The organism is Domibacillus enclensis (genome assembly GCF_900156125.1).
GTDB lineage: Bacteria > Bacillota > Bacilli > Bacillales > Domibacillaceae > Domibacillus > Domibacillus enclensis.
This window is the reverse complement of record NZ_FTLX01000010.1, coordinates 40,479-55,062: the sequence shown is the minus strand read 5'-3', so window position 1 is coordinate 55,062 and position 14,584 is coordinate 40,479. Positions and strand designations below refer to the sequence as shown.

Here is a 14,584-nt window from a genome sequence, read left to right as displayed (position 1 = left end):
TCAATTTTTTATTTTTTTACCACATCGTCTGTCACGATATCTGGCACTTTAATTTTCAGAGAAAACAATTCATCTTTATGAACAAAATCAAGAAAGCCATCGTACTTTTTCACACACCGCATAATAATGAATGTGCCTGTCCCTTTATACTTCCTTCCTTTCGTCGTAACCCCTTCTTTTTTAAACAACCGGTCCGTTATACGCCGAGGAAGGGCAGGTGAACTGTTAGTACATGTCAGCAAATAAAGGCCGCTTCTTTTTGAAAGCTGCAATGTAATCAATGGCTGCTTTTGAGTTTGCTTTTCCTCCTTCCATGCTTCACAGGCTTCTATGCTGTTTTCCAATATATTGCCGATCAGCACAACGAGATGCGTTTCCGGAATCGGAAGAGAAGAAAGCGGGATAGCAAGATCATATGTGATGTCGATATGGCTGTTTTTCGCCCGGCAAAACATATGGTGCAGAATACCCGCAACTGCTCCCTTCTCCCCTTGAATCGACACGTTCGTTTCCTTATATCCATCAATCAGCGTATCCGTGTACGCTGCGGCTTCCGCTGACTTTTGTGTTTCAAGCATAAATTGAATGGCCGCAATGTGCTTTAAAAAATCGTGCCGTTCGCTCCGCACCTGCAAAAAAGCTTCATTCATCTGGATGCGCTCTTTTCGAAGCTGACTCAGCTCCTTTTCACACCGGGCGGCTTTTCGATAAATGAAAAACGCAAAAGCCATTGTCGCTGCCAGGAACAGCAATAGCAAACCAATCATCCTATACCTCCACGATTAAAAATAATTTTTCTGCAAGAAATCGACCTTCTCTTTCGTAATCATTGCTTTTTCGACCAGGCCTTCAAATGTCACCACGTATGAATTTTTTGCATATAGCGAAAAGTTCTTCACAAAATGAATATTAATAATAAAGGATCGGTGAGAACGAAGAAAATCCCGTTCTCTCAACTCTCCTTCGAGTTCATTTAATGTCAGGTAGGTTTTAATAGGACCTGATTTTGTGTAAATCGTCGTCGAACGTCCGGACCGTTCAATCAGCACGATTTCTTTTTTTTGAATAATATGAATATCATTTTTCTGTTTAATATAAAGGCGCCCTGTCATCTCGGAGGATCTTGATTTTTCAATAAGCCGCTCGATTGATTGCGACAGTCTTTCCTTCGTATACGGCTTCATAATGTAATCGTGTACATTCAGTTCAAAAGCGTGCACGGCATAACCGCTTGTGCCGGTTACGAAAATAACCGCTATGTTAAGCGCATGCGAGTGAATAATGTCCGCCAGCTCATAGCCCGACAAATTAGGCATTTCAATATCAGCAATAAGCAAGTCAATCGTTTCATTTTTTATTTGCGCATACGCTTCTTCCGCATGCAGTGTCGAGAAAACAATTTCCACATCCGGAAGTGACGAAACGATTGCTTCAAGCTTATCCAGGTCAATGATTCGATCATCCACTAGTCCAATTCTCATGTCGTTCCTCTCCATCCTACTCATCTTTATTTTACCATTTTCACACAGATTATGGTTGTTTTCACGACAGGAAACGGACGGTTCACGACATAACGGCTGATTCCGCTTTTCTTTTTTTGTATGATTTATATAAGAAAACCAAAATGATCGGGAGGGTTTGACTATGATTCGTATTCAGGACGTGTCAAAAAAATTTCAAGACAAGAAAAAGTCCGTCACAGCACTTAAACACATTTCTTTTGACGTACAGGAAGGACAGGTCGTCGGGCTTCTCGGTGAAAACGGCGCGGGTAAAACCACCCTGCTCCGTTCTATTGCCACATTGCTTACTCCAACAGATGGACACATTGAGGTAGCCGGATTTGATACCGTCAAAGACCCGGCGGAAATAAAAAAGCGGATCGGTGTTTTATTCGGTGGTGAAACCGGACTGTATGAACGGCTGACCGCCCGAGAAAATTTAACGTATTTCGCTTCCTTGTATGGCTTAAGCAAGCATGAAACGAAAGTGCGGATCGACGACCTTGCCTTGAAGTTCGGTATGCGCGATTATTTGGACCGGAAAGTGGGCGGGTTTTCTAAAGGAATGCGTCAAAAAGTGGCAATTGCCCGGACACTTATTCATAACCCGGATATTATTTTATTCGATGAACCGACCACAGGGCTTGATATTACTTCATCAAATGTGTTTAGGCAGCTTGTCCACCAGCTGAAGCGGGAAGGCAAAACCATCGTGTTTTCCAGCCATATTATGGAGGAGGTATCGATGCTTTGTGATTCGGTTGCGATGATTCATAAAGGGGAGCTTATTTGTCACGAGGCGTTAGACACACTTTACACGTTAGAAAACAGCGACGACTTAAACTATATCTTTATGTCCAAGCTTGTCAGGGGAGGAACACATTATGCTTCTTAATATTTATTTGAAAGAATTAAAGGATTGCTTCCGCGACCGGCGCACGCTCCTGTTAACTGTTTTTTTGCCGATCGTTATGATGACGGGGCTGACGCTGTTTTACGACAGCATGCTTTCGACCGATGGCGACGACACGTACAAGGTCGCGGTGCAGGAATCGTTCCGCTCTGAAGCAGAACAATTATTTGCGGTTTCTCCAAATATCGTCATTGAAACGGCTGAGAACCCTGAACAAGCGGTGATCGACGGAGATGTCCAAACAGCCATCGTAACCGCGCCTTCTTTTTCAGAAGATATTCAGAATGGAGTCCCTGCGGCCATTTCCATTATCGGAAACTCCTTCAGTGAAAATTCATCTTTTGCAATGAATGCGGTCAGCACAGCCCTAACCGCGTTTGAAAGCGAAATTATCAGCGAACGGCTGCAATCAGCGGGAATAGATGGCTCAACCGTTCAGCCTTTCTCCATTGAACAAAAGGAAATTTCAAGTGATGGCGGTGCTACGATGATGCTGTCTCTTTTGATCCCGCTTATTTTATCGTTAGCGATTGGCATTGGTGCCGGACCGGCTGCCTCTGACTTATTTGCTGGAGAAAAAGAGCGCAAAACGATGGAGGCACTTTTGATGACTCCCGTCAGCCGAACAACACTCCTGCTGGCAAAATGGCTGGTCATTTCAACCATTGGCGTCATCACTGGCCTGGTGACTCTTTTAGTGGTGTCGCTTGAAATTGCATTTTTAACGGAAAACCTGCAAAAAGCCGTCAACTTCGGAGACCAGCTTCCACTCATTATCGGCCTGGCGCTGCTCGTTGCGACCATTTATTCGTTGTTCAACGCAGGCATTCTCATGCTGACAAGTATTCTCGGCAAAACGATCAAAGAATCGCAAAGCTACAGTACACCGATTATGATGCTGTCCGTTTTCCCTGTGATGATCATTTCCGGCATCGGAGTCAACGAACTTTCTTTTCAGCACTTTGCTATCCCGATCTTAAATTTGTTCAGCATCTTAAAAGAACTAACCGCTGGTGTCATTGACTATGAGCATTTAGCTTTAATGCTCGGAACCAACCTGCTGCTAATGGTCGTTTTCATCGTGATCGGGCGAGTATTATTTTTAAAAGACAAGTGGGTCATGAATTAACCAAAGAGGCTGTGACGTAACAATGAGATGGGCCATTGAACTCGAATGATCTAGTAGCTGATCCCCTTTTTCTTGGAAAAGCACACACAGGGGCTCCGGACTTCCGGCTCCGCTTTTCTATGTGGCGAACGCTGAACCAGCCCAAAGTGCGTGGCTGTTTCAGCCTGTCCGCTCGTCACATGGAAGTCTCCGCCGGCCTCCCTGCGCCCGTAGTGATTCTAATGAAACAGGGAGGATAACAAGCTTGAAAACGGATTTTATTCAACGACTAACGAATGGCTATATGAGAAGAGTCTTTTCTTTTTTCACACGAATAATAGAGTGAGGTTTGTTGTGACGCATTCAGAACGCTTCTTTTTAGTTTTTACCAGCTGCTTGTCCTCCCCACGAAGGGCGGCTGGCGCAGGACGGAGACTCGGGAGGGAGCAGCGGGTCAGGTGAGATCCACTTTTGGAGCGTAGCGACAAAAGTTAGCTCACCGCCCGCCCCTCCGAACGCGAAGTCCTGCAGAAGCCGCCCGGACCATGTTCGTGCAAGCACAGTGGCTTTGAAAAAGAGAAATGGTCACTTGCTTTTCATTGATATAATCATTTTTCAACAGCATCAAAAGAGCTGTCTCCTCAAAAGAAGACAGCTCTTTTTTTTAACGCTCCTGCAGGATTTCTGTTAAAACCGGAACGATTTGTTTTTTACGTGAGACCACGCCTTTTAAAAGAGCCTGGTTGTTTTCAAGCTTCACTTGAAAGGCTTCTTCAACAGCGGATGTTTCGGCGCCAATGGCGATGGCCACTGAATCGCTGTTTAAAATGTCTGTGATGACGACAAGGAACAAGTCCAGTGTTTTTTCAACAATCGCTTCTGTTACCGCTTCTTCCAGCCCCGCTTTAAGTGCAAGCACATCGGCCGGATCAATTGCGTTGATTTGCGCGATTTCGACTTTTTTGCTGCCCATCGGGAATACTTTCGCATCGATGCCGATCAGCTCAGCTGCTGTTTTGCCGCTCAAGTCTGCGCCTGCCTTCAGCATATCAAGTCCATATTGATCAACGTCCACATCCGCAATTTCAGCTAATTCCTTCGCCGCTTTCCGATCTTCTTCTGTGCATGTTGGCGATTTAAACAACAGTGAATCAGAAATAATCGCGGACAGCATCAAGCCTGCAATGTTTTTTTCGATCGCTACGCCATGCTCTTTGTAAAGCTTGTTTAAAATCGTTGTTGTACAGCCAACTGGCTCTGCACGATAGTAAAGCGGATCTGTTGTTTCAAAATTGGCGATCCGGTGGTGGTCAATAACTTCTAATACACGGACGTCATCAATGTCATCCACACTTTGCTGACGTTCATTGTGATCAACGAGAATAACGGTCTCCACCTCAGGCGCTGCTTTTTCAATCAAGCGCGGTGCTTCAGCCTGGAATGTTTTTAGTGCAAATTCTGTTTCGCCGTTTACATCGCCAAGACGCACAGCTTCTACGTCAAAACCAAGCTTTGTTTTCAAGTCTGCGTAAACGATTGCCGAACAGATCGTGTCTGTATCCGGGTTTTTGTGGCCAAAGATAAATGTTTTTCCCAATTGTTTTCCCTCACTTTATGTAGAGTATTCCGTTTCATTTTAACGCAAAACGCAAAAAGTTTCCTTACTTAATTTACAGTATAACGAAAACGCTAGTAAATTCCTATAAGATTAATAGGTTTAAACGTTAAATTATTGTAAATGGCAGGAACGAACGCAGCCGAATCCGAATTACTTATTAAATGGAGGTGTTTTTATGCAGAAAAAGCACGGATGGAGCGTGTTTTTTACACTGCCTGTTTTATCATGGGCCTTATACGATTTTGCGAATACTATTTTTTCATCTAACATGACGACGATTTTCTTTCCTTTTTATGTACAGGAGATCGCTGGAGGAGATGAGCGGCTGGATCAGATCGCCAGCACCTTCCTGTCTTATGCCAATGCGGTTTCAAGCTTTTTCCTCGTTCTTTTTTCTCCGCTCTTCGGAGTGTGGATTGATCAGAGCGGCCGGAAAAAGCGGTTTGTGATGGCGTTTGCGTTTGCAGCGATTGTGCTGACGGCGCTGATGGGTCTGATTGCGCCGCGAAATTTCGGTGATTTTGGCGGATTGCCGGCATCTTTTACGTTTGTTGTCATTTTGTTCGTGGCCGCCAAGTTTTTTTACCAGTCGAGCTTGATCTTTTACGATGCCATGCTGCCGGATATTAGTACGAAAGACACAATGTCGGTTTTATCAGGCTTCGGTGTCGCTGTCGGGTATATGGGGACGCTGGTCGGATTGACGGTTTATCCGCTTGTCAGTGACGGCGAGTATGCAGATGCCTTTTTGCCAACTGCCCTCCTGTTTTTCATCTTCACCATGCCGATGCTGTTCTTTTACAAAGAAACGCCGGGACCCGTGCTTGAGAAACGCCCGTTTTTTTCCGGCTACCGCGATGTATGGGCCACCTTTAAAGACATGAAGCAATACCGTCCGATTTTCTTATTCATGATTGTTTATTTTTTCATCAACGATGCGATTGCCACCGCGATTGCGATGATGGCCGTTTATGCCAAAGCAATCGTTGGTTTTACGTCAGGTGAATTTATCCTGCTTTATCTTGTTTCCACTGTCTCCAGTATTATTGGGTCGTTTATTTTTGGCTATGTGACGCGTGCGTTTGGTGCAAAAAGAGCGGTCTTTCACGTCGGCATTATTTTGTTTGTGGCACTTTTGCTCGGCACGCTTGCTGTGAATCAGCCCATGTTCTGGGTCACCGGCAGCTTGTTCGGCATTGCGCTCGGAGCGGTCTGGGTGACATCCCGTGTGTTTATTATTGAGCTGTCTCCTGAAGACAAGCGGGGCCAGTTTTTTGGATTATTTGCTTTTTCCGGCAAGCTTTCAGCGATTGTTGGTCCGCTTATGTACGGGACCATTACACTTGTGCTTGCTGATTATGGAGATATCGCCAGCCGGACGGCACTCGCTTCCTTAATGCTTTTTGTGCTTATTGGCTTATTGGTTCACCGGAAAATTCCCGCGTAGCTCGCGCAGCTTTTCCATGTCATCGTGAATCAGCTGCAGCAAACGTCGGTTATAAAAGATGGAGGCCGGGTGAAAGGTCGGGAAAATCCGGTACTCCTGCTCCGTCCATTCGAATTGGTCCTCTTTTATCCGCAGCACTGGCTGCACAAGAAGCTCACCGTGAAGAGCTGATACTTTTTTGTCCTTGCCCACAAGCCGCTTTAACCCGATGTTGCCGAGCGTGACAATAATGGGTGCATGAACATGCTCGATTTCATAATCCAGCAGCGGTGCGTGAGCGATAATTTCGCGGCTTGTTGGGGCACGGTTGTATTTCCGCTTGATCGTGGTGCCGCCCGGTCCCTTTTTTTCACCCCATTTGTAGGGTCGGCTCCGGACGGCACTTGTGATATACACCTCTTCCCTTGTCACACCGGCCATCTCCAAAAATTTCATCAGCTCGTTTCCTGCCCGTCCGCTGAACGGAATGCCATTGCCGATTTCTGTTTCACCAGGTGCTTCTCCTACAAGCATCAGCTTCGGATATGCAGGTCCGCTTCCGTAGACGAACCCTTCGACCGGATACGGCTCAATTTGCTTTTTGCCAAGCTCCGCCAGCTCTTCTGGAATTCTCATTCGATCGCCTCCTTCTTTTTAGTGAATCCTTTCCCTTTTTCACCATACAAAAACCCCTGCATAATCGCAGGGGTGCTGTTCTTCATTACATTTGCATTTCCTGAGCGCCGTTTACGACATCCTCAGGTACGGTGATCGTTTCAACACCATTGTAGTTGCTGTAGTCCGCGTTCATTACTTGATTCATGTCCATCTTTTCGCCTTCCATTTCCATCGTCATGTCCATGATCATGTCGACAGCGGTTGTTTCAAACGTTTCTTTATCAATATTAATCGTGTAGTCTACTTTTTCGATATTCATCGCTTCCATCATTTCATCCATCGCCGCCTGGTTTTCTTCGCCTTCAAGCTCCGGCATAAACTGGCTCATCTGCTCTTCAATAAGCGCATTGAACTCGTCACCTGCTGCTGACAGCTTTAACACGTATTCTGAGTCGGTTTGTTCAAACGTGAAATCATCCTTGAATGTTTCCAGCTGCTTCAATTGCTGAGACGGATCTGATTGCTGCTCGGTCATTTGAGCAATTTGATCGTACATTTCAGACGGAAGCTTCATCCACTGTCCGGTTGTGCTGTCATTCATGAAAAAGCCCTGCTCCGTCATGTACATCTCCATGTCCATTGTTTGTTCTTCTTCAGAACCATCCATTTTCATTGTTGTTGTTCCTTTTTGATAAATGGCCAGCGGGTCCATCGTAATGTCCATGTCCATCACTGAAGAAGTTTCCATCTCCAGGTCCTGAGACGGCTGCTTCATGTTTTGTGTCATGTCGATCTTTGCACTCAAGCTTTCTGTCGCATTTGACACTTCCATCGACTTATCAAACACTTCTTCAAGCGTCATGTCACTCGTCTGTTCTTCTGTCGTTTCCGTTGTCGGTTCCGCTGTTTGTCCACACGCGGCCAGCCCCATCGTTAAAACACCAGCTGCTGTAAATGTCGCCCATTTTTTCATGTTTGCCTCTCCCCTTTTTATAGATTCTCTTCCTTTATACGTACGCAGACAGAAAAAGTTTCGACAAATTCCCTTATTAGGAAATAAGAACCATGAAATGATGCTAAAAAGCCGAACGTCCGCGTTATTTCGCTGATTGTTCGGCTTCCTCATAAAAAAATATTCAGTCGTGCATTAAAGCAATGATTCAATGCCATCTACGTAAACGACGGAGCCGGTCACGTGGCTGGCCGCATCGCTGGCAAGGTAATGAACGAGATCCGCGACTTGCTCCGGCTTACCGGAACCGCCGGCAAGCGGCTGGTTGCCGTTCGGATATTCAATCGGAATGCGAATTTCCTTCAGCAATTCGTCTTCCATATTTGTGCTGTCATCGATATTCGTTTCAATGGCACCCGGGCAAACGATGTTAACCCTGATTTTAAATTGCGCAAGCTCCACAGCCGCCATTTTCCCGAGGCCTACCTGTCCGGCTTTTGTTGTCGCATAAGCAGAAAAGCCAAAGTTTTTAAAGGTGCGCGTGCCGTTGATTGAGGATGTAATAATAATGCTGCCGCCCTGCTTTTTCAAGTAGGGAATCGTGTATTTCAGCGTCAGAAACGTGCCGGTTAAATTAGTAGTCATGACTGCATTCCAGTCTTCCGGCTCCAGGTGCTCAAGCGGGGTGAAAGTACCGTTTTGCCCGGCATTAGCAAAGACGATGTCAATGCCGCCAAACTTCTCCGCCCCTTCTTGAATGGCTTTTTCCATCTGCCCGGCATCCGATACGTCGGCTGTGACATGCAGCGCCCGGTCTACGCCTATTTGTTGAACGAGTTCATCAGAATCCTCGGGGCTTCGGTCCAGTAAAATGACGTTTGCGCCGGCTTCGGCCATTTTGATGACAGCGGCTCTGCCAATACCTGAGCCCGCTCCTGTAACGAGTGCTGTTTTTCCTGACAATGACGTATTCATTTATTTTTCCCCTTTCTTAATCACGCAAACGGGCGCAGTGACCGCTAACCGTTTGCCTGTAAAAGTCGGCAAGCCATTCGGCTCAATTTTATATAAACAAAGTTCATTGGAATCCTGAAAAGCGACCACAAGAAACGGCTCTGTTTTTAACGCATAAAAACTGCGCGGCGTTTTTCCGTCCAATTTCACATGACGCGGCTTTGACAAACTGCCGTCCGCTTCAAGATCAAACACAGCCACACCGTCCCAGCCGCGTATCGTTGCCCATAAAAACCGCTGATCCGGACTAAGCTGCAAATCCGCTCCTGTATGCTCACCGTTGTAGCCGTCAGGAAGTCCTGCCAGTGTGTCCAGATGCGTAATCATTCCCCCATCGCCTACCTTATATACGGACACGGTGGAATCCAGTTCATTCATCACATAAACGACCGACTTTTCCGGGTGAAAAAGCGACATGCGCGGACCGGCGCCGGGCGCTGCCTGTACTTCTTTGACAACCGCTAATGTCTCCTTGTCGTACACGACCAGTGTGTCGGTGCCAAGATCACAGACGAGCAGGTGCTTCCCATCTGGAAAAGGCACAACCGAGTGTACATGAGGGCCGTCCTGCCGCTCTTCATTCGGTCCCGTTGCTCCTTCATGTTTGGAAAAAGCCGTTCTGGCCAGCGTTTCGCCGCTTCGTTCATACTTGGTCACAGAGCCCCCGTAATTGGCTGTCCACACGTATGTATCCTCCGCGTAAATGTGACACGGCCCCATTTCTCCGGAATCAGCCGTTCCTTTCAACTCAAGGCTGTCCGATTGGACCTGGAAAAAGGCTGCCTTTCCATCCATCGATTCCGATGCCGCGTATAAAAACCCGCCTGCTTCTGCTAAAAAAGAAGGATTTTCCACACCGCTGTAACGGTTTTTTAATGCGATGGCTTCCGCGTCGGTATCGACCATAACCTTGTAAATACCAGGCTCTTCCTTTTTCGCATAACTGCCAATCCAGAGTAAATGATTCACCAATAAATCCCTCCATCACTTTTCATTCTTCTTTCTTCATACCCCTTCTTTTTCATATTTATACACGGCTGCCATCATTTTGTATAAGAACCTTCTCTGCGAACGCTTTAAACTGACGGGCAGCGGGCGAAAGCGTTCCTTGTTTTTTCACACCAATGGCCACCTGACGAATAAGCGGGTAGTCATTTATCGGAAGAAACACGAGCGGATCGTGAGCAATTTCCGGTTTTTTCGGTAAGACAGAAAGACCCAGCCCGGCAGCGACAAACCCTGCGATTGTTGACACTTCTTCCCCTTCAAACGTAATGGCAGGCTCAACGCCCGTTTTTTCACATAAGCCATCGAACATAAAACGGAGACCAAAGCCTTTTTTAAACGTAACAAACGGTTCTTCTGCGGCTTCTTCAAAAAAAAGGCCCTGCCGTTTTGCAAACAGGTGTCCGGCCGGAACAGCAATATACAATTCTTCCTCGCGAACGATTGTCCACTCAATATCCGGCCGCTTATACGGAGGCGCGGTTATGCACAAATCCGCCTGTCCCTCCTGCACTTTTTTCATATTCACTTCGCCCGCCCCCTGGTAAAGCTGAAATGTCACATTCGGATGAAGCTTCTTGTACTCAGCGATCAAATTCGGCAGGACGTGCGGTCCGAATGTTGGCAAAAAAGCAATTGAGACATTTCCTTTATCAGGTGATGCAATGTCTTCAATCTCTTCCTTGGCTTCCTTCATGAGCTGCAGCACTAACTCAGCCTTTTCAATAAAAACGTGCCCTGCCTGTGTCAGCTGAATATCCTTTTTCCCGCGCACAAAAAGCTGTGCCCCCAGTTCTTCCTCCAGCTTGATAATTGAACGGCTCAGTGCCGGCTGGGAAACGGCCTGCTTCCTGGATGCTTTTGTGAAATTCCGTGCCCGTGCGACCGCTGCGGCATTTTCAATTTGGTGCCATTCCATCGAATCCCTCCATAACCATTATGCATGATGATGATGTTAATTATAAATTGGAACTATCATTTCTGGAAGCGTATAGTAAGAAACAGGATGAAAGAAGAAAGAAGGCCGGACGATGTCATTTATTGAAAAAGGAACAAACGAACAAAAAAAAGCCAGCTTTGCCTTGTTTTTAGGCGGCTTTGTGACATTTGCGACGCTGTACACAACCCAGCCGCTTATGCCGCTTTTCTCAGATCAATTCGGGGTGTCTGCAGGAACAGCCAGTCTTGCTCTTTCACTGTCCACCGGCTTGCTTGCGATCGCAATGATTTTTGCCGGTGCTCTGTCGGATGCATTTGGCAAAAAAAAGCTGATGGCCATTTCGATGTTTGCCGCTTCCATCATTGGCATTTTGACGGCACTCAGCCCGAACTTTTGGACATTGCTTGCTTTTCGGGCACTGCTCGGTATTTTTCTGGCCGGCGTACCGGCGATTGCGATGGCCTATGTATCTGAAGAATTCAACCCAAAAGCGATTGGATCGGCGATGGGGTTGTACATTGGCGGTACGACCATTGGCGGAATGTCCGGACGTGTGCTTACAGGCTTTCTCACCGACGTATTAAACTGGCGGGCAGCCCTTCTGATCATTGGAGTAACGGCACTGTCAGCCAGCGTTCTTTTTTTATTTTCGTTGCCCGAGCCGCGCCACTCCGTGAAAAAGCCGCCTTCTGTTCACGAGATGCTGAAAACATACAGCATTCATTTCTATAACCGGCCGCTGCTTGCGGTTGTTTCACTCGGCTTTTTATTAATGGGGAGTTTTGTGACGCTGTACAATTACATTGGCTTTCTGCTGAGCGCTCCTCCTTATTCACTCAGCCAGACTGTGATCGGCTTTATTTTCCTTGTTTTTTTAACCGGAACCTTCAGTGCCGTTTACATGGGCAAAAAAGCCGATGTGTATGGAAATCCACTCATGATCAAATGGTCCGTCGCCATTATGGCGGCTGGCGCTATCCTGACACTGCTGCCTCCTCTGTGGATCAAAATTGTCGGTATTGCTGTTTTCACGTTCGGCTTTTTCGCCGCTCACTCGATTGCCAGCACATGGGTGGGAGAATATGCCGGCTTTAATAAAACGCAGGCTTCTTCTATGTATTTACTGCTCTATTATCTCGGGTCCAGTGTGGTGGGCTCCTTTGGGGGATGGTTTTGGTCTCATTTCCAATGGACCGGTGTGATCGGCTTAATTCTCGTTCTTCTCGCCGCCACAATGCCGCTCACATTGTACGCTGAAAGACACCGGCCCGGTATTTACTCCACTCTTAAACACAAAACCGCTCAAGCGCATTGAAAAACGCTTGAGCGGTTTTAATTATTTATCGATTGGCTTTGATCATTTAAATGCACCAGTTCCTCTAGTGACAATTCATAAAGCTGGCGGTCTCCATACTTAAATATCCCCTGCGCCATAAGCTTCTCTATCCATACCATTTGTTCGGTTTCTGTCGTGTGCATGATGTTCTTCCCCTTTTTTTCTTGTTGCCTTTATTCTATTCCCCGCATGCAGCTATTATGAAACATACTTTGCGACAAATATTGACAAGAAAAAAAGACGATTTTTTTCCACTCTGTTCAGCTTACTTTTCACAAAAAGCAATCGCTTCCTTTGGTGGAAGAGGCTTACTGTAATAAAACCCCTGCATTTCCCTGCAGCCATGCCTGATCAAATACTCTGCTTGCTCCTTTGTTTCAACCCCTTCTGCCACAACGTTTAATTGAAGAGAAGACACGATGCTGAGCAGTGCATTTACAATAGACGTATCTCGTTTGTCGACGCCAATGTTTTGAACAAAGGATCGGTCGATTTTTATCGCATCTACCGGGAATCGGCTTAAATAATTGAGCGACGAAAATCCGGTCCCGAAATCATCCAGGTGAACACGGATGCCTCTTTTTTGAAGCGCATTGATCATGCTGACGGTCCAATCCGGATTTTGCATAGCCATTCCTTCTGTAATTTCAATGATCAAAGAAGAATATAGAATATGGTGTTCTTCGACAGCTGCACAAATGTCAGTCAGGATGGTTTCTTTCGCGAACTGAACAGCCGACATGTTCACGGCCACCGTCACATCACGTATGCCGGCTATATTCCATTCTCTTATTTGACGGCATGCTTCCTTCAGCACCCAGTCTCCCAGCAGATTAATCAGTCCGGTTTCCTCTGCCAGCGGGATAAATTCGTCCGGCGGAACCATCCCCCGAGTCGGATGCTGCCAGCGGATCAGTGCTTCAAAGCCAGTAACCACTCCTTCCCACGACCATTTTGGCTGGTAAACCAAATAAAACTGCCGCTTTGTAATGGCTTCATACAGCTCATTTTTCAATGAAAACCGCTGACGGTCATCCACAATATCCTCTGTAAAAAACACAAGATTGTTTTTTCCGCGTTCTTTTGCTTTTTTCATAGCCATTTCCGCCCTGTGTACAAGCAATGTGCCGCCTGATGCATCTTGCGGATAACAGGAAATGCCGATGCTTGCTGTTATGTAGCTGATTTGATCCTGAATGAGCATCGGCATTTTAATTTGACTGCTGAGCTGGTCGACAAGCTGTCCGACAGCTGGTGTTTTCTCCGTTACCTTTAAAAAAACGGCAAACTCATCTCCGCTATACCGGCAAAGGATCACGTTTTCCTTTTGAAAAACAGTTCGGAGACGGCTGGAAAACTGGCGGAGAACTTGATCACCAAGCAGGTGGCCTACCGCTTCATTGATCAGACGGAAGTTATCGATATTAATGAAAAACAAGACGTAATCGTTTGGATTATGCAGGTCCAGCTCTTCCTCCAGTAAATCATAAAAGTGATGCCGCTCCATCCAGCCCGTCAGTGAATCATTTTGTGCGAGGTGCGTTAACTTCTGCTCCATTCTTATGCGGATCAGCTCATTCGCTGTTTGGTTAGCAAAAAGCTTGAAGATTGCGCCAATCACTTGATCCGTTTCCATCGGCTTAGAATCCAATACCGCAATCAAGCCGATGATTTGACCGTCTCTGTCGAAAAGCGGCCGGCCAAGGTAGCTTTCGGCTCGAATGTCTGACAGCATCCGGTCTTCCGGAAACAGCGACTGAATCTTCTGCGGAAAAAAGCATGCCTGTCGCGATAGCACATTTTCACAAGGAGTCGCCTGCAGCTTATATGTCACACCTTTTATCACTTCGTTGTTGTGGCACATTGACGCAACGTGCACCTCTTTATGGTCAGGCGTGATCTCGCCGACTAGAACCGTCGCTACTTGAAGAATGTCGGCAATTTCTGCAACGAGAATATCTAAAAACGCCTCATTCCCCTGCTGTTCGGCAACATTTGCAAGCCTGATTAAAAGCGCTGCCGCTTTTGATTCAACTGATAATTGATGTTCTGACAAAAGTCGTGCACCTCCATTCAGGAAAAAATGACTAGTTCCTTTAATAATAAGATAATTCTGTCTTTTTGTCTTCTTCTACTTGCTGAAATAACCGTG

Annotated in this window: 14 protein-coding genes; 4 read left to right on the top strand and 10 right to left on the bottom strand. The window is 46.4% G+C overall.

Annotated features, from left to right (window positions below; genetic code table 11):
- Positions 1-8: 8 nt before the first annotated feature.
- Both BW952_RS16785 and BW952_RS16780 read right to left on the bottom strand, forming a co-directional pair.
- Positions 9-767 (bottom strand): sensor histidine kinase, encoded by a 759-nt coding sequence (locus BW952_RS16785; protein ID WP_052698401.1) that lies wholly within the window; start codon positions 765-767, stop codon positions 9-11.
- 15 nt (positions 768-782) lie between these two features.
- Entirely contained in the window at positions 783-1,481 is a 699-nt protein-coding gene (locus tag BW952_RS16780) for a LytR/AlgR family response regulator transcription factor (RefSeq protein WP_045850397.1), read from the bottom strand.
- Between the two features lie 163 nt (positions 1,482-1,644).
- On the opposite strand from BW952_RS16780, the gene BW952_RS16775 reads away from it, so the two are divergent.
- The gene (locus tag BW952_RS16775; RefSeq protein ID WP_045850398.1) at positions 1,645-2,397 is read left to right on the top strand and encodes an ATP-binding cassette domain-containing protein; all 753 of its coding nucleotides are present in this window, start codon (positions 1,645-1,647) and stop codon (positions 2,395-2,397) included.
- Complete coding sequence (locus BW952_RS16770) at positions 2,387-3,544, top strand: ABC transporter permease (protein WP_045850399.1); 1,158 nt, start codon at positions 2,387-2,389, stop codon at positions 3,542-3,544. Before BW952_RS16775 ends, BW952_RS16770 begins: the two co-directional genes overlap by 11 nt.
- A 643-nt stretch (positions 3,545-4,187) precedes the next feature.
- Here the strand turns inward: BW952_RS16770 and BW952_RS16765 are convergent.
- Positions 4,188-5,120, bottom strand: a complete 933-nt coding sequence (locus tag BW952_RS16765; RefSeq protein ID WP_045852314.1) for a manganese-dependent inorganic pyrophosphatase — start codon at positions 5,118-5,120, stop codon at positions 4,188-4,190.
- A 196-nt stretch (positions 5,121-5,316) separates the two neighbouring features.
- Between BW952_RS16765 and BW952_RS16760 the strand changes: the two genes are divergently transcribed.
- Positions 5,317-6,588, top strand: a complete 1,272-nt coding sequence (locus tag BW952_RS16760; protein ID WP_045852315.1) for an MFS transporter — start codon at positions 5,317-5,319, stop codon at positions 6,586-6,588.
- On the opposite strand, the gene BW952_RS16755 is transcribed toward BW952_RS16760, so the two are convergent.
- The 5 genes from BW952_RS16755 to BW952_RS16735 all read right to left on the bottom strand — a co-directional run bounded on the left by BW952_RS16755 (position 6,559) and on the right by BW952_RS16735 (position 11,075).
- Entirely contained in the window at positions 6,559-7,203 is a 645-nt protein-coding gene (locus BW952_RS16755) for a uracil-DNA glycosylase (RefSeq protein ID WP_045852316.1), read from the bottom strand. The two genes, BW952_RS16760 and BW952_RS16755, sit on opposite strands and share 30 nt — an antisense overlap.
- A gap of 85 nt (positions 7,204-7,288) precedes the next feature.
- Positions 7,289-8,158 carry a DUF6612 family protein gene (locus tag BW952_RS16750; protein ID WP_045852317.1) on the bottom strand — a complete coding sequence of 290 codons (870 nt, stop codon included), beginning with the start codon at positions 8,156-8,158 and terminating at the stop codon, positions 7,289-7,291.
- Positions 8,159-8,332: 174 nt separating this feature from the next.
- Positions 8,333-9,112 (bottom strand): SDR family oxidoreductase, encoded by a 780-nt coding sequence (locus tag BW952_RS16745; RefSeq protein ID WP_045852318.1) that lies wholly within the window; start codon positions 9,110-9,112, stop codon positions 8,333-8,335.
- Entirely contained in the window at positions 9,113-10,120 is a 1,008-nt protein-coding gene (locus BW952_RS16740; RefSeq protein ID WP_169714116.1) for a lactonase family protein, read from the bottom strand.
- A gap of 58 nt (positions 10,121-10,178) precedes the next feature.
- Complete coding sequence (locus tag BW952_RS16735; RefSeq protein ID WP_045852320.1) at positions 10,179-11,075, bottom strand: LysR family transcriptional regulator; 897 nt, start codon at positions 11,073-11,075, stop codon at positions 10,179-10,181.
- Between the two features lie 112 nt (positions 11,076-11,187).
- Here BW952_RS16735 and BW952_RS16730 point away from each other — a divergent pair, with 112 nt between their 5' ends.
- Positions 11,188-12,411 (top strand): MFS transporter, encoded by a 1,224-nt coding sequence (locus tag BW952_RS16730; RefSeq protein ID WP_045852321.1) that lies wholly within the window; start codon positions 11,188-11,190, stop codon positions 12,409-12,411.
- 17 nt (positions 12,412-12,428) lie between these two features.
- Here the strand turns inward: BW952_RS16730 and BW952_RS19170 are convergent, their stop codons facing one another.
- Positions 12,429-12,575, bottom strand: a complete 147-nt coding sequence (locus BW952_RS19170; protein WP_082084680.1) for a Fur-regulated basic protein FbpA — start codon at positions 12,573-12,575, stop codon at positions 12,429-12,431.
- 122 nt (positions 12,576-12,697) lie between these two features.
- On the bottom strand, positions 12,698-14,488 hold the full coding sequence (locus BW952_RS16720; RefSeq protein ID WP_045852322.1) for a sensor domain-containing phosphodiesterase: 1,791 nt from the start codon (positions 14,486-14,488) through the stop codon (positions 12,698-12,700).
- Positions 14,489-14,584: the final 96 nt, after the last annotated feature.